Genomic DNA, 19,812 nt, shown 5'->3' with positions numbered 1-19,812 from the left:
AAAAATTTTCCACATCGTGAAATTTGGGGCGCGCCGCAGTACGGACGAAAAAAAACCGGTGCCTGAGCACCGGTTTCTTTCGACTGACGAACGGCGCGAGGCCATCCGGGTCTGTTTTCAAGCTGACTGCGCAGTACCGCCTGGGCGCTGCAACGGGCCGAAGCCCTGAAGCAGAATGCACCCGGTTCAGTACTTAGCTGCCGCGACGCGCCGTACGCGGGCCGTCGCTGCGGCGTGCGCCGTAGCCGCCATCGCGCGAACCACCGTAGCCTTCACGCGAACCGCCACCGAAGCCGCCTTCACGCGAGCCGCCGCCAGCCGATTTGCCGGCCCAGCCGCCGCCATTGCCGCTGCCGCTGCGTGAACCGCCGCCGTTACCGGCCGGCTTGCCCGAACCGCTACCAAAGCGACGGCCACCGCCGTTGCCACCGCCCGGACGGCCGCGGCCGCCAAAGCCAGGACGGCCGTTACCCGACGGAGCCGACTTGCGCGGCTCGAAGCCTTCGACGACATTGACCGGCAGCGGGGTGCGCACGAAGCGCTCGATGCGCTTCAGCGCGCCTTGTTCCGCGTGATGCACGAGGCTCACCGCGATACCCGAGCGGCCAGCGCGGCCGGTACGGCCGATACGGTGCACGTAGTCTTCAGCGAACTTCGGCAGGTCGTAGTTGAACACGTGCGTGATGCCCGGGATGTCGATACCGCGAGCGGCGACGTCCGTTGCCACCAGCACGCGCACGCGGCGCTCGCGCAGTGCGCGGATCGTGCGGTTACGCGCGCCTTGCGGCAGGTCGCCGTGCAGGGCCGCCGATTCGAAACCGGCGTCGGCCAGACGGCCGGCCAGCTGGTCGGCGTCCATCTTGGTTGCCGTGAAGACGATAGCCTGGTCGAGGCCTTCGTCGCGCAGCAAATGGTCGAGCAGACGATCCTTGTGATCGCGGTCGTCGACGTAATGGACGGTTTGCGCGATGTTGGTGCGCTGTTCCAGACGCTGAACGATCTCGATGCGTTCCGGATCCTTCAACAGGCGGCCGGTCAGCGAGCTGATCTTGCCGTCGAGCGTGGCCGAGAACAGCATGGTTTGACGCGAAGCCGGCGTAGCGGCAACGATCGTTTCGATGTCTTCGATGAAGCCCATGTCGAGCATGCGGTCAGCTTCGTCGAGCACGAGGATCTGCAGTTGCGACAGATCGATACGGCCGCGTTCCAGGTGGTCGATCAGACGGCCCGGCGTGGCAACCAGGATTTCCGGGTTCTTCGCGAGCAGCATCAATTGCTGGCCGTAAGCGACGCCGCCCAGAATGCTGACGGTGCGCAGGCGCTTCAGGTGCTTGCCGTACGTGGCAGCGGCGGTGGTGACCTGCATCGCGAGTTCGCGGGTCGGCGTCAGAACCAGCATGGTCGGACGGGCAACCGGTTGCGGACGGCGCGTGCGGGCGCCGTCGGCCGGACGCGGTTCACGCGGCTGGCTGGCTTGCGCCTTCTGCAGTTGCGAGAAACGCTCGATGGCGGGCAGCATGAACGCGGCGGTCTTGCCCGAACCAGTCGGGCTCGAGACCATCAGGTCGCGGCCGGCGATACCGGCGGGGATGGCGCGTTGCTGAACCGGCGTGGGGTTCTGATAGCCAGCGGCGGTCAGCGCGGAGACGACATCCGCGGACAGACCGAGCGACGCGAACGACGGGCCGGCCGGTGCTGCGGCTTCAGCGGCGACGGCTTCCGAAGCGGCAGCAACGGCTGCGGCTTGTGCGGGTGCGTCGGCGAGACCGAGGGCTTGGTCGGCGATGGCGTTCAACGGGCTGCTGGGGGTATTGCTCGAAGTCATGAGAATCCTTGGTAAATCCTTGGTACACACGGAATTAAAACGTCGGCGCCAATCGGCATACCCAAGTCGTCGGATTCAGCGAGCAAAGAAGCAGCGAGCAAATCGAAAAACGGGGGCAGCTCGCGACAATGAAGGCGAGCTTTTCGTTAGAAGCTGTATCGGATGCGACATGCCAACACGGCGTGCCGCCAGCCTGGGACATGATCGCCCGTAGGGGGCTAGGCAGGAGGGGACAGGTTCTAAACTGGATTGGAGCTAAACGCTACGAGGCGCTGCGCCGCAAAGGCCGCTAGAAGAAAGCCGGGCAAAGCAGTGAAGCGCAGGCAGCATTGTATAGGGTTTTGCTGCACTGCGCCACTGTTAGGAGTTTTCCTGGTGGAAAAGTTTGTGCCGGGTGCTGGTCTGGCGGGCGGTCCGGTGGTCGGGCGGGCCCCCAATGGTCGCTTCACAGCTGCTTCAGGCCGCCTCGCCGCTTTTGAGCGCTTCGACCAGTTCGACGTATTGCTGCTTCGCGGCGTCCTGCGCCGTGCCCTTGAGCGCCGCCCACGCGTCGTACTTGTATTTGCCGACGATGTCGGTGAAGCCCGGCTTGTCGCCGTGAGCGTCGCCGCGGGTGGCCTGCTTGTAGAGGGCATACAGGCGCAGCAGGGTGAGATTGCCCGGACGCTCCGGCAACTGCTGGACGTCTTCGTGGGCTTGGGTGAACTGGGTGTCGATGTCGGTCATTGTCATGTTGCCCGCCGGGCGGGATCGGGATTGAGATCGGCTGACGATCATAACAATTGCGTACCGCCGCGGGGCCGAGGGCTTATTCCAAACATCGGCCGGCAGACGGTCGCAACGCCGAAGCATGCCGCGCGCATGCCAAACCACATTTGCGTGCGCCGTGCCGATTACAATACGGTCCATGACTCAAACTGTGCTCCTCGCCCTCGATACCTCGACCGAATTCTGCTCGGTGGCGCTTCTGTCCGCTCCCGGCAGTGCGGTCGGCGCCACGCCTGAAGAGGCTTGCGCCGAACCGCGTCTCTGGGTGCGCCACGAGCAAACCGGCGCGGTGTCCAGCACGCGCCTTCTGCCCGCCATCCGCGAACTTTTCGACGAAGCCGGCCTGAAACTGACGGACTGCGACGCCATCGCCTTCGGTTCCGGTCCCGGGTCGTTCACCGGCCTGCGTACCGCGACCGGCGTCGCCCAAGGCCTCGCGTTCGGCCTGAATCTGCCAGTCGTGCCGGTCAGCACGTTGCTCGCCTGTGCCGAGAGCGCCCGGCTGCGCGATCCGTCGGTGACACGCGTGCTCGCCGCGCTCGACGCCCGCATGGACGAAATCTATTGGGCCGACTACGCCTGGGACGACGCGCAAGGTGAATGGCGCACGCTGCAGGCGGCGTCGCTCGATGCACCGGACCGGCTCGTTTTGCCCGATGTCCCTTTCACGCTGGCAGGCAATGCCGCCGCGGCCTTCGGCGCGCGGCTGCCGGCGCTCGCCGCGGCGAAGAGCGTCGACGGCGAAGCGCTGCCGCACGCCGTGCCGCTCGCCCACGCTGCGCTGCGCGCATTGCGCGCCGGCCGCACGGTGCCCGCCGACCAGGCTGCGCCGGAATACGTACGCGACAAGGTCGCCCAGACCACCGCTGAGCGGGTTGCAGACAAAGCTGAAAAAGCCGCCAAGGCCGAGCAGGCCGCCAGACTCGCGCACGACGCAGCGCAAGGCGAGGGCCGGCAATGAGTGGCGTGTTGCTCGCGGACCGCTACATGTCGCCGATGACCGAAGGCGACCTGGACGAAGTCGCCGCCATCGAAAAAATCGCTTATGAGTTTCCATGGAGCCGGGGCAATTTCGGCGACTCGCTGCGCAACGGCTACTTCGGCGTTTGTCTGCGCCATGTCACGGGCACGCTGATCGGCTATTGCGTGCTGATGCCGGTCGTCGACGAAATGCATTTGCTCAATCTGTGCGTGACGCCCGCGGCGCAAGGCGCCGGCGCCGGGCTCGCGCTGCTGCGCGAAGCGGTGCGCATTACCCGCGCTGAAAAACTCGACGGCCTGCTGCTGGAAGTGCGGCCGTCGAATTATCGGGCGATCCACTTGTATGAGCGCTTCGGCTTTGCTTCGATCGGCCGGCGCAAAAACTATTATCCGGCGCGGCATCGCAGCCGGGAGGACGCCATCGTGATGCGTTTCTCGTTTGCCACGGAGGGCGCAGATGGCGCTGCATGAATCGGTACTGGAAGAGTTCGGGCTCGCGCCAATGTGGGTGCGTCGCGGGATGGCGGTGGCGCAGGAGGTGGTTGTTGAGCCGCAAGCTCAAGCAGCATCCGAGGCCGCAGGCGTGGTCGGGCAGAGCGCTGGTGCGCTGGCCGGGCCGGATGCGCGTCGAGCAGAGACGCGCGGCGCGGCGCCAGGGTTGCCACCCGTTACTCGCGCACAGCAAACCTCGCAGCCCGCGGCGCGGGCGGCAGACGTTCAACAAGCCAATGCCGCGCCAGCGCAAGGCGAACGCCGCACGCCTGGCCGTCCGGAGCAGGCATCGCCTGCGGCAGGGGCACGCGATCGGTTCGATGATCGCCAGCCGACGGCTGAGACGCGCGCAGGCGAGTCGCCGCGTTCCATGCAGAACGGCGAGCAAGCTGAACGTCATGGACGGCCTGCACAAGATCCAACGCAAGGACGGACGCAAGCGCCGGTCGAGACACGCCAGCCGCAACCATCGCAGTCAACGCAAGCCCAGCAACCCCGCAGCTCCGAGCCGCCGACATTCGACGCGCCACCCGATGACGATTTCGCTTGGTTCGACGACCTGCCGACCCAAGCTCCCGCCGACGCACGCGACGAAGCCCCTGCAGCGCCGGCAATCCACACGCTAGACTGGGACGCGTTGAGCGAGCGCGTCGCCGCCTGCCGGCTTTGCCGTCTGTGCGAGAAACGCACGAACACGGTGTTCGGCGTCGGCGATCGCGGCGCCGACTGGATGCTGATCGGCGAAGCGCCAGGTGAGAACGAGGACCGTCTTGGCGAGCCGTTCGTCGGCCAGGCCGGCAAGCTGCTCGACAACATGCTGCGTTCGCTGACGCTCGCGCGCGACACGAACGTCTATATCGCGAACGTGATCAAGTGCCGGCCGCCCGGCAACCGTAATCCCGAGGCGGACGAAGTCGCACGTTGCGAGCCGTATCTGCAACGTCAGGTGGCGCTGGTCAAGCCGAAGCTGATCGTCGCGCTCGGCCGCTTCGCGGCGCAAAGTCTGCTGAAAACCGAGGCGAGCATTTCGTCGCTGCGCGGCCGCGTGCACGAATACGAGGGCGTGCCCGTGATCGTCACGTATCACCCGGCGTATCTGCTGCGCAGCCTGCCCGACAAGGCCAAAGCCTGGGCCGACCTGTGCCTTGCGCGCGACACGTGGCAGGCGGCGGGCGGCGCGCCGTCGAACGCGTCGAAGTGACGGCCTCCGAGGGGCCGGCGGCCGGTTCCGACGCTGCGCCGGGCATCGAAGCCGCAAGCCGCGATACGCTGCTCGATACCTTGCACGACTCCGCCGTGCGCGATCTCACGTGGTTGTTGCTGAGCGCCGATCTGTTGCGCCCGCAACCACCGGTGGGCGCGCTGGCGAATCCCTTCGACGCGCCGCAGGAAGCGCAGGCGACCATCGACTGGCTGCGCGCGCTCGACGCCGCGCCCGAACCCTTGCATCACGAGCTTGCGGCGACGCGCATCACGCGTCTCGGCCGGTACGCCGAACGGCTGCTCGGCTGGTTCCTGCAACATGGACCGGCGGCGCGGCTGGTGGCTGCCGGCGTGCCGTTGCGGCGCGCTGGTGTCACGCTTGGCGAATGCGATTTTCTGGTGCAGACGCGGCAGGGTGCGCGGCTCCATTGGGAGCTGGCCGTGAAGTGCTATCTGCATGCTGGCGGAGGGCATGCTCAGTCGTCCGCTCGGTTATCCGATTACGTCGGCCCGAATCTGAAAGACCGCTTCGACCTCAAGCTCGCGCATGTGCTGAATCACCAGTTGCCGTTGAGCGCGCGTGAGGAGTTCGCCTCGGTCGGCTACGCGGGTCCGTGGACGCCGCAGATGTTCATCAAAGGCTGGCTGTTTTACCGGCATGGCGAGACGCTGCTCGATCCTATTGAAGTCGATCCGGCGCATGGCCATGGGTGGTGGGTGACGCGCGGTGATTGGCCGGAATTCGCGGCGGCGCAGGCGCAAAAGTGGCGAACATTGCCGCGGCTGGAATGGCTTGCGCCGCGGCGTCATACGCCTCTTGAGGTGCAGACCGCGGGCCTCGCTTTCGTCGATGCGCAAACGCTCGCCGGACAAACGTTGCATCAGCACGGACCGGCGATGGTCGCCGCGTTCGCTGAGGACAGCGCAGGCAATCTAATAGAACGTTCGCGTGGCTTTATCGTGCCGGACGAGTGGCCCGAGCTGGCGCAAAGCTATGCGCGGCAGTAGCAGCGGGTGAACGGGAAAGAAGCGGAAAAAAAAGAGGCGCCAGAAAGACTGAGGCGCAGACCCGAGCAGCGCAGCCAGTCGGCTACGACGCACAAGACCCGTCTCCAACGTCGATCAAAGTACGCAGTAGGGCCGTGCAACGCGGTGGGTCCGCTACAACGCGCGAGCACCTCACCGCTGTCGTTAAAAGTGCCGTAGAACCGGGCAACGCCGCAGGTCCACAACCACGCGCGAGCGCCTCACTGCCATCGTTAAGAGTGCCGTAGAACTGGACAACGCCGCAGGTCCACTACAACGCACAAGCGCCGCGCAACCATCAGCCAAGCCCCTAGACCGGGCGAACGCAGCCAGAGCACCACAACACCCAGCCGCACCTCACCACCACCGATAAAAATGATGCACCGGCCCGACGCCGCTGCCGACGTCGAGTCGATCGCTCGCCTGCAGCGCGCCGGTCAGATACTCCTTCGCGTCGGCGACGGCGCTCGCCAGATCGCCACGCTGCGGAATCAGCGCCGCAATAGCCGACGACAGCGTACAGCCCGTCCCATGTGTATTCTTCACCGGTACACGCGGGCCGCCGAGACGCAGCGTGCCGCTCTCCTGCACCAGCCAGTCCGGACTATCGGTAGCGCTCAAATGGCCACCCTTCATCAGCACCGCGCGTGCACCGAGCGCACGCAGCGCTTCGCCTTGCTCGACCATGCCGGCTTCATCGGTCGCGGCTCGCACGCCGAGCAATGCGGCCGCTTCCGGCAGATTGGGCGTTAGCAGATCGGCAAGCGGCAGCAATTCGTCGCGCACCGCCGCGACCGCGTCCGGCAGCAGCAACGCGTGGTTGCTTTTCGAAATCATCACCGTGTCGAGCACGATGTGCTTCGGTTTATGCCGGCGCAGCGCGTCGGCGACCGCGCGCGCGATCGGCGCGTTCGCCAGCATGCCGATCTTCACGGCGTCGATGCGGATGTCGTCGAACACCGCGTCGAGTTGCGCGGTAACGAAGCCGGGGTCCGGCGCGTGAATCGCGGTGACGCCGCGCGTGTTCTGCGCGGTCAGCGCGGTGATCACGCTCGCGCCGTACGCGCCGAGCGCCGAGAAAGCCTTCAGATCGGCCTGAATGCCGGCGCCGCCGCCGGAATCGGAACCGGCGATCGTCAGCACATTGGGAATCGGTTGAGTCATGGCAAAGCGAGGAAGGAGGAAGGCGCGGGCCGCGACGTGAGCGGGCAGCCAGCGCGGATCAGTGCTTGACTTCGCCGATCAGCGCGACCGAATCGAACGCGCGCTGGTTGGCCTGGTGGCGCCGCATCACGAACCACATCATCACGCAGACGAAGGTGCCGAACAGCACGATCACCGCCGTGACCGGCACGTCGAGCCACACTAGCACCGCGTAGAGGCACAGCATCACGAGCACCGAGAGGTTTTCGTTGAAGTTCTGCACGGCGATCGAGTGACCCGCCGACAGCAGCACGTGCCCGCGATGCTGGAGCAGCGCGTTCATCGGCACGACGAAAAAGCCCGACAGGCCGCCGACGATCATCAGAAACACATACGCGACGATCAGATAGCCCGGCACATGCACGCGGCCGAAATAGAGACCCCAATGGGCAGGGAACAGGTCGCGCGTGTAGAACGCCATCAGCATTACAGCGATGCCCATCATGATGCCGACCGGCAACACCGACAGCGACTTTTTCAACGGTACGCGGGACGCCGCGAAGATCGCGCCGGCCGCCACGCCCACGGCCACCACCGCCTGCAGGATGGCTGCTTCGGAGAGCGACATGTTGAGCGACACCTCGGCCCATTTCAGCACGATGAATTGCAGCGTCGCGCCGGCGCCCCAGAACAGCGTGGTGACGGCGAGCGAAATCTGGCCGAGCTTGTCGCGCCATAGCACGAGGAAACAGTCGGCGAAATCGGTAACGAGTTTGATCGGGCCGCGTTCCTGTTTCGGATAGCGCGCGCCGGTGTCGGGAATGCGCAGATTGAACAGCGCGGCGATGATATAGATCGCCATGATGACCAGCATCGCCGCCTCGGCGGGCGTGTTGACCGAGGGAATGTGGTGCCGCAGGATCGGCGCCGCAATGTGCGGGCTGATGAGCGCACCGCCGAGCACGGTGCCGAGAATGATCGAGCCGACGGTCGTGCCTTCGATCCAGCCGTTCGCGGCGACCAGCCGGTCAGGTGGCAGCAGTTCGGTGAGAATGCCGTACTTCGCCGGCGAGTAGGCCGCCGCGCCAAAGCCGACGATCCCATACGCGAGCAGCGGATGCGCGCCGACCAGCATCGTGATGCAACCGACGACCTTGATGGTATTGGTGATAAACATCACGCGTCCTTTCGGACGGGAGTCGGCGAAGGCGCCCACGAAGGCGGCGAGAACGACGTATGACAGCACAAAGAACAGCTTGAGCAGCGGCGTCATCCAGTTCGGGGCGTGAAGATCTTTCAGCAGTGCGATAGCAGCGATCAGAAGCGCATTGTCGGCCAGCGACGAAAAAAACTGCGCGGCCATGATGGTGTAAAAACCTTTTTTCATCTGATGCGATGCTGTCCTCGCTGCGGTCTGTCCGCCCCGGCCGCTGGTTGAGCGTCCGGGCTTATGCCGTTCGAAATGGGTTGTGCGCACGGCTTTATATCATGAAAATAGATGGATTCGGACTAGCAGAATCCTTGATCGCACCGCCCAGCGGGCTGCCGAGCGTTGAAAACGCCCTGTAAGCCGCTGATTCGCAAGCGTCTTTACGAAAATATCCCATGCCGCGCCCCCTCTCAGCCACGATTCATACCTCCGCTCTCGCCAATAATCTCGCCGTTGCCCGGCGCTACGCGCCGAAATCCAAAATCTGGGCCGTCGTCAAGGCAAACGCCTACGGGCACGGCCTTGCGCGAGTTTTTCCCGGCCTGCGCGCAACCGACGGCTTTGGGTTGCTGGACCTCGAAGAAGCCGTGAAGTTGCGTGAATTGGGCTGGGCCGGCCCGATTCTTCTGCTCGAAGGCTTCTTTCGTCCGACCGATATCGACGTGATCGACCGCTACAGCCTGACCACCGCGCTGCATTCGGACGAACAGTTGCGCATGCTCGAAATGGCGCGCCTGTCCAAGCCGGTCAACATCCAGTTGAAGATGAACACCGGCATGAATCGCCTCGGTTACACGCCGGAGAAATTTCGCGCCGCGTGGGAGCGGGCGCGCGCCTGCCAGGGCGTCGGCCAGATCACCTTGATGACCCATTTCTCGGACGCCGACGGCGATCGCGGCGTCGACTATCAGATGCAAGCGTTCGAGCGCGGCGCGCAGGGCATTGCCGGCGCGCGCAGCCTCGCCAATTCGGCCGCCACGCTGTGGCATCCCGCCACGCACTTCGATTGGGTGCGCCCGGGCATCATCATGTACGGCGCGTCGCCGTCCGGCGTGACAGCCGCGATCGAAGGCACGGGCCTGCAACCGGCCATGACGCTCGCTTCGGAACTGATCGCCGTGCAAATGCTCAACGAAGGCCATACGGTCGGCTACGGCTCGTCGTTCAAGGCGCGCGGTTCGATGCGCATCGGCGTGGTGGCGTGCGGCTACGCGGACGGCTATCCGCGCGTCGCGCCGGAGGGCACGCCGGTGATCGTCGACGGCGTGCGCACGCGGGTCGTCGGGCGCGTCTCGATGGACATGCTCACCGTCGACCTGACGCCGGTGCCGACCGCCAACGTCGGCTCGCGCGTCGAGCTATGGGGTACCTCGCTGCCGATCGACGACGTCGCGCAGGCGTGCGGCACCATCGGCTATGAGTTGATGTGCGCCGTGGCGCCGCGCGTGCCGGTACGGGCGGAATAACGCGTGGCTAAACCGAAGACGTTGTACATCTGCAGTGAATGCGGCGGGCAATCGCCGAAATGGGCCGGCCAATGCCCGTCATGCAATGCGTGGAACACGCTGGTCGAGTCGGTGGCGGAAGCGCCGTCCACGCACCGCTTCCAGTCGCTCGCGAAGAGCGCGCCGGTGCGCCGGCTCGCCGATATCGACGCGTCCGATGTGCCGCGCTTTTCCACCGGCGTGAGCGAGTTCGACCGCGTGCTCGGTGGCGGTCTGGTGCCGGGCGGCGTGGTGCTGATCGGCGGCGATCCGGGCATCGGCAAATCGACGCTGCTGCTGCAATCGCTTGCGGAGATCGCCGCCGACAAACGCGCGCTCTATATTAGCGGCGAGGAATCGGCCGCGCAGATTGCGTTGCGCGCGCAACGGCTTTCGTTGCTGGAGCCGGGCTCGAAGGCGAGCGAGCTGCAACTGCTCGCCGAAATTCAGCTCGAAAAAATTCAGGCGACGATCGCCGATCAGCGGCCCGATGTCGCGGTGATCGACTCGATCCAGACGGTCTATTCCGATGCGCTGACTTCCGCGCCGGGCTCGGTCGCCCAGGTGCGCGAGTGCGCGGCGCAACTCACGCGGATCGCCAAGCAGTCGGGCACCACCATCATCATGGTCGGCCACGTGACCAAGGAAGGCGCGCTCGCCGGGCCGCGCGTGCTCGAGCACATCGTCGACACGGTGTTGTACTTCGAGGGCGACACGCATTCCTCGTATCGGCTGGTGCGCGCGATCAAGAACCGCTTCGGCGCGGTCAACGAGCTCGGCGTGTTCGCCATGACCGAGCGCGGATTGCGCGGCGTGGCCAATCCGTCGGCACTGTTTCTGTCGCAGCACGAGCAGTCGGTGCCGGGTTCCTGCGTGCTGGTGACGCAGGAGGGCACACGCCCGCTGCTGGTCGAAGTGCAGGCCCTCGTGGATGCCGCCAACGCGCCGAATCCGCGGCGCCTTGCGGTCGGCCTGGAACAGAACCGGCTCGCGATGCTGCTGGCGGTGCTGCACCGGCATGCCGGTATCGCGTGTTTCGATCAGGACGTGTTTCTGAACGCCGTGGGCGGCGTGAAGATTACCGAGCCCGCGGCCGACCTGGCCGTGCTGCTCGCGATTCATTCGTCCATGCGTAACAAGCCGTTGCCCAAGGGGCTGGTGGTGTTCGGGGAAGTGGGTCTCGCCGGCGAGATCCGGCCGTCGCCACGCGGTCAGGAGCGTCTGAAGGAAGCCGCCAAACTGGGCTTTTCGGTCGCGGTGATTCCCAAGGCCAATGCGCCGAAGCAGCCGATAGAAGGCTTACAGGTCGTTGCGGTCGAGCGGATCGAACAGGCGATCGATCGGGTCCGCACGCTCGAATAGACGGGGGTTCGGGCGTCCTGGGGCGCCCGACGTTCCGTAATGCCCGGTAAATATCTCCATATTGGCTGTAACCTACCCGACATTCCTTTTTCCTAAGCTGCAAGGGTATGCATCCCTTCTGATGCCCGAAAAAGGATCGCGCCTTGAAACAGTCATATGAAACCGTAGCCGAGCAGCCGATCCAGGTGCGCGGCTGCCGCGTCTCCGCGCCTATTCGCCAGCCTTGGGGCGGCGCTTGCCGGATCGTCGAATGGATCGACACGGCAGGGCAGATTTCGCGGCGGGTGGTGGCCGAAGACGCCACGGCCGCCGAAGTTCGCGCGACGATCAATCGTCATGTGGAAGGCCGCAAGCACGTGCTGTACGACGACGAAAAGACGCCGCGTCAGACGTTGCCGCGGCAAACTGCGGCGCGGCGCTGAGGTTTGTGCGGGCGGAGCGGGCTGGCCCGGAGTGTGTCGCGTGGTTATTTTCCTGCGCTCGCGGCTCGCGGCTAGCCTTTGCTCCTTACGCCTTTAGCCCTCGTGGCTTCTGAGCCTTTTCTCGCCGCACAGAGCTAAGAAGTGGCGCACCAGGTGGCATTTCACCGCCGGCCGGCTGGGCCCCGCCAAGGCGCTGCTTCTCCTGCGCCTTACCTGATGAGGCTCTCTTCATCGTTTTCACCGCTCGCGCTCGCCGCATCGTAAGCCTGCGGATTGAACAGCGGATGCCGCGCGGCTTCGGCAGCCGTGAGCACCGGCGAGACACAGCAGTCGAGCGACTCCAGCAGCAAAACCCATTCTTCCAACGGACGCTTGCCGATCACGTCGGCTAGTTCCTGAGTGAGCGCGGTGGCGTCCGGACCGCCGATCGCCTGGCCGAGACTCCAGTGGCGCGTGGCCCATTCGGGCCGGTCGAGCGCCATGCAGAGCGTTTCCCAGAATTTCAGTTCGAGCGCGCCGACCGCGAGCCAGCGGTTATCGAGCGTGCGGTACAGGTTGTAGCAAGGCACACCGCCGTTCAGCAGACCGGCGCCGACGGCAGGCGCCGCGCCTTCGTTAGCGAGCGCGACCTGCGCCACGACGTTGTGCGCGTAGGTGGCATGCGTCATGGAGACATCGACGAAGCGGCCTTCGCCGCCGCGCGACACATGCCATAGCGCCGCGAGAATCTGCGTGACCGCACTCAAGGCGCCGCCGAGCAGGTCGGCAATCTGGAAATTCGGCAGGATCGGCGCGCCGTCACGGCCCGCCAGTTGATCGAGCACGCCCGCGTAGCCGATGTAGTTCAGATCGTGTCCGGCATGGTCGACGAACGGGCCGCTCGCGCCGTATCCGCTGATCGCGCAGAACACCAGCCGCGGATTGAGCGTGCGCAGCGTTTCGTAGCCGAGGCCCAGCCGCTCCATCACGCCTGGCCGGAAACTCTCGATCAGCACGTCCGCTTCCGCCGCGAGCGCGCACAGCACGTTGCGTCCCGCTTCGGATTTGAGGTCGAGGCGCGTTTCGCGCTTGCCGCGATTCACCAGCCGGTAAAACGCGCCGGGCCGCCCGGCCACGCGATCGCTCGACGACTGCATCATCGTGCGGGTGGGATCGCCGGCGCCGGGCGCTTCGATCTTCAGCACGTCGGCGCCCAGTTCGGCAAGGCGCAGGGCGGCGACCGGTCCCGGCAGCAGGCGCGTCAGGTCGAGCACACGCAGCCCTTGCAGCGCGGGCGGCGCGGAGACAGCCGACGCGGCGGCCGAAACTGTGGCCGATGAATCAGGCGTTGAGACGGATGATGTCGCGGATGACAAAGCCAACCTCCCGTCGATGCCGGCGCGGACCTGAAACTGCGTGCCGCTAGCCGATTTGTTCGAGTTCCTCATGAGTCTCGAGCCATTCGGCTTCGAGCGTTTCGAGGCGCGCGTTCACATCTGCCTGACGGCGGATCGCCTCCGTCAGTTTGCTTTTCTGCTCGGGCTCGTAACTCGCCGGATCGACGACAAAAGCATCGAGCGTCGCCTTCTCCGCGTTGAGCGCGTCCATTTCCTTTTCGATCTTCGTGATCCGGCTTTGCAGCGGTTTTTTCAGGTGCGCGAGCTTTTGACGCGTTTCCGCCTCGAGGCGCCGCTGTTCCTTGCGGTTCACGCCGCTGTCGCCGCCATTGCCGCCGCTCGATGCCGCGTTCGCTTTGAGCGCTGCGCGTTGCTCGGCCGCATGTTGAAGCAGCCAGTCCCGATAGTCGTCGAGGTCACCGTCGAATTCCTGCAGGCGATGTTTCGCGACCAGCATGAATTGATCCGTGGTGGCGCGCAGCAAGTGCCGGTCGTGCGACACCAGAATCAGCGTGCCTTCGAACTGCGCGAGCGCCATGGTCAGCGCGTGACGCGTTTCGAGATCCAGGTGATTGGTCGGTTCGTCGAGCAGCAGCAGATTCGGCTTTTGCCAGATGATCAGCGCGAGCGCGAGGCGGGCTTTTTCACCGCCAGAGAAGGGCGCGATCTTCGAGGTCGCCATCTCGCCGGAAAAATTGAAGCTGCCGAGGAAGTCGCGCAATTCCTGCTCGCGCGTGTCCGGTGCGAGACGCGCGAGGTGCTGCAACGGGGTGTCGTCGGGGCGCAGCGTTTCGAGCTGATGCTGCGCGAAGTAGCCGATGCGCAGCCCTTTGCCTTCGCGAACGTGGCCGCCGAGCGCCTCGAGCGTGCCGGCGAGCGTCTTGATCAGCGTGGATTTGCCTTGGCCGTTGGCGCCGAGCAGCCCGATGCGCTGACCGTTCTGGATCGACAGCATGACGTGATCGACGATCGGAATCTCGACGGCGGGGTCGCTCTCGCTCCGATAGCCGCAGCGCACGCCTTCCATCACCATCATCGGATTCGGCGCGGAATCGGGCGTGCGGAATTCGAACGTGAACGGCGAGGACGCGTGCGCCGGCGCGATCAGCTCCATCTTTTCCAACGCCTTGACGCGGCTCTGCGCCTGGCGCGCCTTGGTGGCCTGCGCCTTGAAGCGGTTGATGTAGCTCTGCAAATGCTCGACCGTGCGCTGCTGCTTTTCGTACGCGCTTTGCTGCAACGCGATCTGTTGTGCGCGCAGCACTTCGAATTGCGAGTAGTTGCCGCCGTAGCGCTTGATCTGCTGCTGTTCCAGATGCAGCGTGACGTTGCAGACCGAATCGAGGAATTCGCGGTCGTGCGAGATCACGATCAGTGTGCCCGGATAACGGGCCAGCCAGTCTTCCAGCCAGACGATCGCGTCGAGATCCAGGTGGTTCGTCGGTTCGTCGAGCAGCAGCAGATCGGAGCGGCACATCAGCGCCTGCGCGAGGTTCAGGCGCATGCGCCAGCCGCCAGAAAAGCTGCTGACCGGCTCGCGCGTCTGTTCCAGCGTGAAGCCGAGGCCGAGCAGCAGGGCTTCGGCGCGCGCGGGCGCGGTGTAGCCGTCGGCGTCGGCGAATGCGGCGTGCGCTTCGCCTTCGGCCGCGCCGTCGTGCGCGGCGGAGGCGGCGGCAATCGCCGCTTCGATCGCGCGCAAAGCGGCGTCGCCGTCCAGCGTGTAGGCGAGGGCGGTCTTGTCCGCGGCAGGCGTTTCCTGCGCGACGTGGGCGATCTGCCAGTTCGGCGGGATCGAAAAATCGCCGCCGTCAGCATGCAGCTCGCCAAGCAGCACGGCGAACAGCGTCGACTTGCCCGCGCCGTTCGCCCCCACCAGGCCGGCCTTTTCGCCGGGGTTGAGGGTGAACGTGGTGTTGTCGAAGAGCGGCTTGGTGCCGCGCGCGAGGCTGAACTGGTTAAAGCGGATCACGAAAAGGCCGACTGAAGAAAACCGCTATTTTAGACTGCCGGGCCCGACACCGGGCGCTCAACCGGGATCGGCCATTCGGCCGACTGTACCGGCGAAGCTTTTGGCATAGACTGACGGCTTTCACGGGGGGAACACATGACATCGATTTATTCGTTTGCAGCACGTACGTTGGGCGGCGAGGAAGTGAGCCTCGGGCAGTACGACGGCAAGGTTCTGCTGATCGTCAACACGGCGAGCGAATGCGGGTTCACGCCGCAGTACGCGGGCTTGCAAAAGCTGTACGACACCTATGCGGCACGCGGGCTCGCGGTGCTCGGATTTCCCTGCAACCAGTTCGGCAAGCAGGAGCCGGGCGACGCCGCGCAGATCGGCAGTTTCTGTGAAAAGAACTACGGCGTGACCTTTCCGATGTTCGACAAGGTCGACGTGAACGGTGCGAACGCGCATCCGCTGTTCCGCTATCTGACGGGCGAGGCGCCGGGCCTGCTGGGGCTGGAAGCGATCAAGTGGAATTTCACCAAGTTCCTGATCGGCCGCGACGGCAACGTGGTGAAGCGCTATGCGCCGCTGACGAAGCCCGAGGCGATTACCGAAGATATCGAAAAGCTGCTGTAAGCCGGCGGCCGCTACAGGATCGGCGAAAAGAGACGCGCCACGTGCATCAACACGCGTTTCAAAGCGGTGGCCTTGCGGTATTCATTGCGGTCGATTTCACGCGATTCGGCGAAGTCGGCCAGCAGCATCGTTTCGACCTCTTTGGCGAAGCCGCGATCCACGGTCAGCACCATGATCTCGAAGTTCAGCCGGAACGAGCGGTTGTCGAGATTGGCGCTGCCGATCGCCGCGGCCGCGCTGTCGATCAGCACGACCTTCTGATGCAGAAAGCCCGGCTGGTAGCGGAAGATCCGGATTCCCGCGCGTAGTGAGTCGTACGCGTACAGTTTCGAGGCGGCGAACACCACGAGGTGATCGCGCCGGCTCGGAATCAGAATGCGCACGTCCACACCGCGCAGCGCCGCGAGCCGCAAGGCCGAGAATACCGCCTCGTCGGGGATCAGGTAGGGCGAGGTGATCCAGACTCGCTCGCGCGCCGCGTTGATCGCTTCGACGAAAAAGAGCGAGCAGGTCTCCTGCTTGTCCGCCGGACCGCTCGGCACGACGAGGCAGTGCATGCCTTGCCCCGCCGCGGGATCGGCGACCGGAGCGGGCGGCATGTCGAATTCGGGCAACTGCTGCGTGGCCCAGTGCCAGTCTTCCGTGAATACGAACTGGATACTGCCGACCGCCGGGCCGCGCACCTCGATATGCGTATCGCGCCACGGCGAGAGCGGCGGCTTGCCGCCGAGATATTCCACGCCCACGTTGTGCCCGCCGACAAACGCGCGTTCGCCATCCACCGAAACGATCTTGCGGTGATTGCGGAAGTTCAGTTGCAGACGATTGACGAAGCGGCGATTGGTAGCGAACGGATGCGTCTCCACGCCGCCGGCGCGCAGCGCCGCCACATAGCGGTGTGGCAGATCGAAGCTGCCGATGCTGTCGTACAGGAAATAGACGCGCACGCCTTGTTGCGCTTTCGCGATCAGCGCGTCTTTGAGCATCTCGCCGAGCGCGTCGTCGCGCACGATGAAGAACTGCACGATCACGTAGCGGCGCGCGTTCTCGATCGCTTCGAAGATGGCCTCGAAGGTCGCCGCGCCGTTCACCAGCGTGCGTACCGAGTTGCCGGGCAGAAACGGCATGCCGCCGAGGCGCGTGAGCGAATGCACGAGCCTGCCGCCGAGCTCCAGCGTGGGCAGGCCCGCCGACGACGCGCGCGTGTCCCATTCCGGCGGATGCGCGCGCGTGCGCAGCAGTTCGTTCTCGACGCGGCGTGCGTCCGCGTAGCCGGCAAACTTGCTACGGCCGAGGAACAGATACGGCACCAGCGTCAGATAAGGCATCGCGACCAGCGACACGGCCCACGCGATCGCACCTTGCGAAGTGCGCGTGTTGAGAATCGCGTGGCATGCCGCGGCCACGCCGAGAATGTGGCAGAGGGCGACCAGCGTGCCGATGTGAAGCAGGTCGAATTGCATAGGCAGGGTTGGGTTGGCGAAGCGCTGCCTCGGCCGGCTCGATAGGCGCCGGGCAGCTGACCGCGCCCATCTTACCGAACGTGCGTGCGTTGAGGGTGGGGAATGGTCAAGCCGCAGTCAAGCTTCGGGGGCGCGTGCGCGAATGCGGTGTGGTCGACGTGGGCAGAACATTTTTGCTTTTGCCTGGTCGTAAGCGCGCGAGTCGGGCGTGGGATGTTGGACGAGACTTGGGATCGAAGCGAGCGCTCGTGAAAGCGGCTTCGTTTGGACGCGCGACGCGCAGAGATTGGGCGCAAAGCGAGCGCCCGGTAAAGCGGCTTTGCTCAGGCGCACTGCGCACAGCAGGTCAAGCCCGCCATGCGCACCGCATCCCGAAGAAGCGATAAAACCTCAAACCGGCAAATCGGCCGCCTGGATCAGGAACACGTTATCGTCGCCGGCACTGGTGGACAGCCAGACCAGATCGAGCCCGCCGAACGCCGCTTCCACGTTCGCCCGCTCGTTGCCGATCTCGACGACCAGCACGCCTTCGTCGGTCAGCCAGTTGCGCGCTTCGGCGATGATCCGCCGCACGATGTCCATGCCGTCGACGCCACCCGCCAGCGCCATGTCCGGCTCGTGCTTGTATTCGGCCGGCAGATCCTGCATCGACGCCGCGTTCACGTACGGCGGGTTGCTGATGATCACGTCGTAGCGGCGCTCGGCGAGCGGCGCGTACAGATCGCCTTCGAACAGCGCGACGCGGTCGTCGAGCTTGTAGTCCGTGACGTTGCGCGCGGCGACTTCCAGCGCGGGCGCCGACAGATCCACCGCGTCGATATCCGCGTTCTGGAACGCATGCGCGGCGAGAATCGCGAGGCAGCCGGAGCCGGTGCACAACTCCAGCACGGCGCTCACCTGCTCGGGATCTTCCACGTAGGGCTGCAAACCGTCCTGCAGCAATTCGCCGATGAACGAACGCGGCACGATCACGCGCTCGTCCACGTGGAAGCGGAAGCCGTGCATCCAGGCTTCCTGCGTGATGTAGGCGGCCGGCACGCGCTCGGTGGCGCGGCGCTCGATCACGTTCAGCACGGCGTCGATTTCAGCCGCGGTCAAACGCGCGTCCAGAAACGGATCCAGCAGATCGAGCGGCAGATGCAGCGTGTGCAGGACCAGATAGACGGCTTCGTCGTAGGCATTGGCCGAGCCGTGGCCGAACGACAGATCGGCCTGGTTGAAGCGCGAGACCGCGAAACGCAGCAGGTCGCGAACGGTGGAAAACGGGAGCGTCATCGCAAATAGTCCTTGGGTCACGCAATCAGTTGTTCGAGCACGCGGCGATACACGTTCTTCAGCGGCTCGATGTGTGCGACTTCGATATGTTCGTCGATCTTGTGGATGCTGGCGTTCAGCGGGCCGAATTCGATCACCTGCTTGCAGATGCGCGCGATGAAGCGGCCGTCCGAGGTGCCGCCGGTGGTCGACAGTTCAGTGGTGACACCGGTTTCGTCCTTGATCGCCTTGGCGAGCGCGTTCGACAGATCGCCGCGCGGCGTGAGGAACGGCAAGCCGCTCACGGTCCATTGCAGATCGTAGTCCAGATCGTGCTTGTCGAGGATCGCGTGCACGCGGGCCTGCAGACCTTCAACCGTGCTGGCCGTCGAGAAGCGGAAGTTGAACATCACGTCCGCATGGCCCGGAATCACGTTGGTCGCGCCGGTGCCGCTATGAATGTTCGACACCTGCCACGTGGTGGGCGGGAAGTATTCGTTGCCGTCGTCCCAGCGTTCGGCGACCAGTTCGGCCAGCGCGGGCGCGAGCAGATGCACCGGATTCTTCGCCAGATGCGGATAGGCGATATGGCCTTGCACGCCTTTGACGATCAGCTTGCCCGACATCGAACCGCGCCGGCCGTTCTTCACCATATCGCCGAATTGCGCGCTCGAAGTCGGTTCGCCGACGACGCAGTAGTCCATGCGCTCGCCGCGCGCCTGCAGGGCCTCGACGACCTTGACGGTGCCGTCGGTGGCGGGGCCTTCTTCGTCGCTCGTGATCAGGAAGGCGATCGAGCCGCGGTGCGCCGGGTGCGCGGCGACGAACTCCTCGCTCGCCACCACGAAGCCCGCGATCGACGCTTTCATGTCCGCCGCGCCGCGGCCATACAGCTTGCCGTCGCGACGGGTCGGCTCGAACGGCGCCGAGTGCCATTGTTCGAGCGGGCCGGTCGGCACCACGTCGGTATGGCCGGCGAACGCGAGCAGCTTGCCCGCGGTGCCGTCGACGCCGCGTTTAACGGCCCACAGGTTGGTCACGCCGTTCGATTCGATGGTCTCGTGCTCGAAGCCGAGCGCGGACAGGCGCTCGATCAGGAGGCGCTGGCAATGCTGGTCGTCGGGCGTGACGGACGCACGCGCGATCAGTTGTTCGGTAAGGGCGAGGGTGCCGGACATGGATTCGATACAGCCACTTTGAAATGAAAAAATGCCGGCTG

Annotated in this window: 17 protein-coding genes; 8 read left to right on the top strand and 9 right to left on the bottom strand. The window is 65.1% G+C overall.

From position 1 onward, the window contains the following. Nucleotides 1–193: 193 nt before the first annotated feature. Both P0D80_RS07910 and P0D80_RS07905 read right to left on the bottom strand, forming a co-directional pair. Nucleotides 194–1,825 (bottom strand): DEAD/DEAH box helicase, encoded by a 1,632-nt coding sequence (locus tag P0D80_RS07910; RefSeq protein WP_408282649.1) that lies wholly within the window; start codon nucleotides 1,823–1,825, stop codon nucleotides 194–196. A 456-nt stretch (nucleotides 1,826–2,281) separates the two neighbouring features. Beyond that, entirely contained in the window at nucleotides 2,282–2,551 is a 270-nt protein-coding gene (locus P0D80_RS07905; protein ID WP_408282999.1) for an acyl-CoA-binding protein, read from the bottom strand. Nucleotides 2,552–2,732: 181 nt separating this feature from the next. On the opposite strand from P0D80_RS07905, the gene tsaB reads away from it, so the two are divergent. Genes tsaB through P0D80_RS07885 form a run of 4 tightly spaced genes read left to right on the top strand, consistent with a single transcriptional unit; the run spans nucleotide 2,733 to nucleotide 6,277 of the window. Further along, nucleotides 2,733–3,554 carry a tRNA (adenosine(37)-N6)-threonylcarbamoyltransferase complex dimerization subunit type 1 TsaB gene (tsaB, locus tag P0D80_RS07900; RefSeq protein WP_408282645.1) on the top strand — a complete coding sequence of 274 codons (822 nt, stop codon included), beginning with the start codon at nucleotides 2,733–2,735 and terminating at the stop codon, nucleotides 3,552–3,554. Continuing rightward, on the top strand, nucleotides 3,551–4,045 hold the full coding sequence (gene rimI, locus P0D80_RS07895) for a ribosomal protein S18-alanine N-acetyltransferase (protein ID WP_132373904.1): 495 nt from the start codon (nucleotides 3,551–3,553) through the stop codon (nucleotides 4,043–4,045). The genes tsaB and rimI overlap by 4 nt, the downstream gene beginning before the upstream one ends. After that, entirely contained in the window at nucleotides 4,032–5,267 is a 1,236-nt protein-coding gene (locus P0D80_RS07890) for a uracil-DNA glycosylase family protein (RefSeq protein WP_408282642.1), read from the top strand. Before rimI ends, P0D80_RS07890 begins: the two co-directional genes overlap by 14 nt. After that, nucleotides 5,264–6,277, top strand: a complete 1,014-nt coding sequence (locus P0D80_RS07885; protein WP_408282640.1) for a DUF1853 family protein — start codon at nucleotides 5,264–5,266, stop codon at nucleotides 6,275–6,277. Before P0D80_RS07890 ends, P0D80_RS07885 begins: the two co-directional genes overlap by 4 nt. A 375-nt stretch (nucleotides 6,278–6,652) precedes the next feature. Here the strand turns inward: P0D80_RS07885 and thiD are convergent, their stop codons facing one another. Together thiD and lplT are read right to left on the bottom strand one after the other, a co-directional pair. Continuing rightward, the gene (gene thiD / locus P0D80_RS07880) at nucleotides 6,653–7,459 is read right to left on the bottom strand and encodes a bifunctional hydroxymethylpyrimidine kinase/phosphomethylpyrimidine kinase (RefSeq protein WP_408282637.1); all 807 of its coding nucleotides are present in this window, start codon (nucleotides 7,457–7,459) and stop codon (nucleotides 6,653–6,655) included. A 58-nt stretch (nucleotides 7,460–7,517) separates the two neighbouring features. Beyond that, entirely contained in the window at nucleotides 7,518–8,825 is a 1,308-nt protein-coding gene (gene lplT / locus P0D80_RS07875) for a lysophospholipid transporter LplT (protein WP_132373908.1), read from the bottom strand. Nucleotides 8,826–9,043: 218 nt separating this feature from the next. Between lplT and alr the strand changes: the two genes are divergently transcribed. The 3 genes from alr (at nucleotide 9,044) to P0D80_RS07860 (ending at nucleotide 11,916) form a co-directional block, all read left to right on the top strand. Next, on the top strand, nucleotides 9,044–10,114 hold the full coding sequence (alr, locus tag P0D80_RS07870) for an alanine racemase (RefSeq protein ID WP_408175930.1): 1,071 nt from the start codon (nucleotides 9,044–9,046) through the stop codon (nucleotides 10,112–10,114). 3 nt (nucleotides 10,115–10,117) lie between these two features. Then, nucleotides 10,118–11,494 (top strand): DNA repair protein RadA, encoded by a 1,377-nt coding sequence (gene radA / locus P0D80_RS07865; RefSeq protein WP_132373910.1) that lies wholly within the window; start codon nucleotides 10,118–10,120, stop codon nucleotides 11,492–11,494. A 143-nt stretch (nucleotides 11,495–11,637) separates the two neighbouring features. Further along, complete coding sequence (locus P0D80_RS07860) at nucleotides 11,638–11,916, top strand: DUF2866 domain-containing protein (RefSeq protein WP_408175933.1); 279 nt, start codon at nucleotides 11,638–11,640, stop codon at nucleotides 11,914–11,916. Nucleotides 11,917–12,125: 209 nt separating this feature from the next. On the opposite strand, the gene P0D80_RS07855 is transcribed toward P0D80_RS07860, so the two are convergent. Both P0D80_RS07855 and P0D80_RS07850 read right to left on the bottom strand, forming a co-directional pair. Continuing rightward, nucleotides 12,126–13,184 (bottom strand): CaiB/BaiF CoA transferase family protein, encoded by a 1,059-nt coding sequence (locus P0D80_RS07855; protein WP_408176180.1) that lies wholly within the window; start codon nucleotides 13,182–13,184, stop codon nucleotides 12,126–12,128. A 133-nt stretch (nucleotides 13,185–13,317) separates the two neighbouring features. After that, the gene (locus P0D80_RS07850; protein ID WP_408282633.1) at nucleotides 13,318–15,261 is read right to left on the bottom strand and encodes an ATP-binding cassette domain-containing protein; all 1,944 of its coding nucleotides are present in this window, start codon (nucleotides 15,259–15,261) and stop codon (nucleotides 13,318–13,320) included. Between the two features lie 135 nt (nucleotides 15,262–15,396). On the opposite strand from P0D80_RS07850, the gene P0D80_RS07845 reads away from it, so the two are divergent. Further along, nucleotides 15,397–15,876 carry a glutathione peroxidase gene (locus P0D80_RS07845; protein ID WP_408175936.1) on the top strand — a complete coding sequence of 160 codons (480 nt, stop codon included), beginning with the start codon at nucleotides 15,397–15,399 and terminating at the stop codon, nucleotides 15,874–15,876. Nucleotides 15,877–15,887: 11 nt separating this feature from the next. On the opposite strand, the gene cls is transcribed toward P0D80_RS07845, so the two are convergent. From cls to dapE, 3 genes are all read right to left on the bottom strand, one after another. Continuing rightward, nucleotides 15,888–17,339 carry a cardiolipin synthase gene (gene cls, locus P0D80_RS07840; RefSeq protein ID WP_408282631.1) on the bottom strand — a complete coding sequence of 484 codons (1,452 nt, stop codon included), beginning with the start codon at nucleotides 17,337–17,339 and terminating at the stop codon, nucleotides 15,888–15,890. 390 nt (nucleotides 17,340–17,729) lie between these two features. Continuing rightward, nucleotides 17,730–18,614: a 50S ribosomal protein L3 N(5)-glutamine methyltransferase gene (prmB, locus tag P0D80_RS07835; protein WP_132373915.1), complete on the bottom strand. Its 885-nt coding sequence runs from the start codon at nucleotides 18,612–18,614 to the stop codon at nucleotides 17,730–17,732. A gap of 17 nt (nucleotides 18,615–18,631) precedes the next feature. After that, complete coding sequence (gene dapE, locus P0D80_RS07830) at nucleotides 18,632–19,771, bottom strand: succinyl-diaminopimelate desuccinylase (RefSeq protein ID WP_408175938.1); 1,140 nt, start codon at nucleotides 19,769–19,771, stop codon at nucleotides 18,632–18,634. Between the last annotated feature and the right edge of the window lie 41 nt (nucleotides 19,772–19,812).

It is taken from the genome of Paraburkholderia sp. RL17-373-BIF-A, assembly GCF_046030175.1.
GTDB lineage: Bacteria > Pseudomonadota > Gammaproteobacteria > Burkholderiales > Burkholderiaceae > Paraburkholderia.
Note: the sequence above shows the minus strand (reverse complement) of the source record. Positions and strands in the feature narration are given on the sequence as shown.

Coding starts and splice junctions, on each gene's coding strand:
- P0D80_RS07910 (WP_408282649.1), bottom strand. CDS start 1,825: ATGACTTCGAGCAATACCCCCAGCAGCCCGTTGAACGCCATCGCCGAC.
- P0D80_RS07905 (WP_408282999.1), bottom strand. CDS start 2,551: ATGACCGACATCGACACCCAGTTCACCCAAGCCCACGAAGACGTCCAG.
- tsaB (WP_408282645.1), top strand. CDS start 2,733: ATGACTCAAACTGTGCTCCTCGCCCTCGATACCTCGACCGAATTCTGC.
- rimI (WP_132373904.1), top strand. CDS start 3,551: ATGAGTGGCGTGTTGCTCGCGGACCGCTACATGTCGCCGATGACCGAA.
- P0D80_RS07890 (WP_408282642.1), top strand. CDS start 4,032: ATGGCGCTGCATGAATCGGTACTGGAAGAGTTCGGGCTCGCGCCAATG.
- thiD (WP_408282637.1), bottom strand. CDS start 7,459: ATGACTCAACCGATTCCCAATGTGCTGACGATCGCCGGTTCCGATTCC.
- lplT (WP_132373908.1), bottom strand. CDS start 8,825: ATGAAAAAAGGTTTTTACACCATCATGGCCGCGCAGTTTTTTTCGTCG.
- alr (WP_408175930.1), top strand. CDS start 9,044: ATGCCGCGCCCCCTCTCAGCCACGATTCATACCTCCGCTCTCGCCAAT.
- P0D80_RS07845 (WP_408175936.1), top strand. CDS start 15,397: ATGACATCGATTTATTCGTTTGCAGCACGTACGTTGGGCGGCGAGGAA.
- cls (WP_408282631.1), bottom strand. CDS start 17,339: ATGCAATTCGACCTGCTTCACATCGGCACGCTGGTCGCCCTCTGCCAC.
- prmB (WP_132373915.1), bottom strand. CDS start 18,614: ATGACGCTCCCGTTTTCCACCGTTCGCGACCTGCTGCGTTTCGCGGTC.
- dapE (WP_408175938.1), bottom strand. CDS start 19,771: ATGTCCGGCACCCTCGCCCTTACCGAACAACTGATCGCGCGTGCGTCC.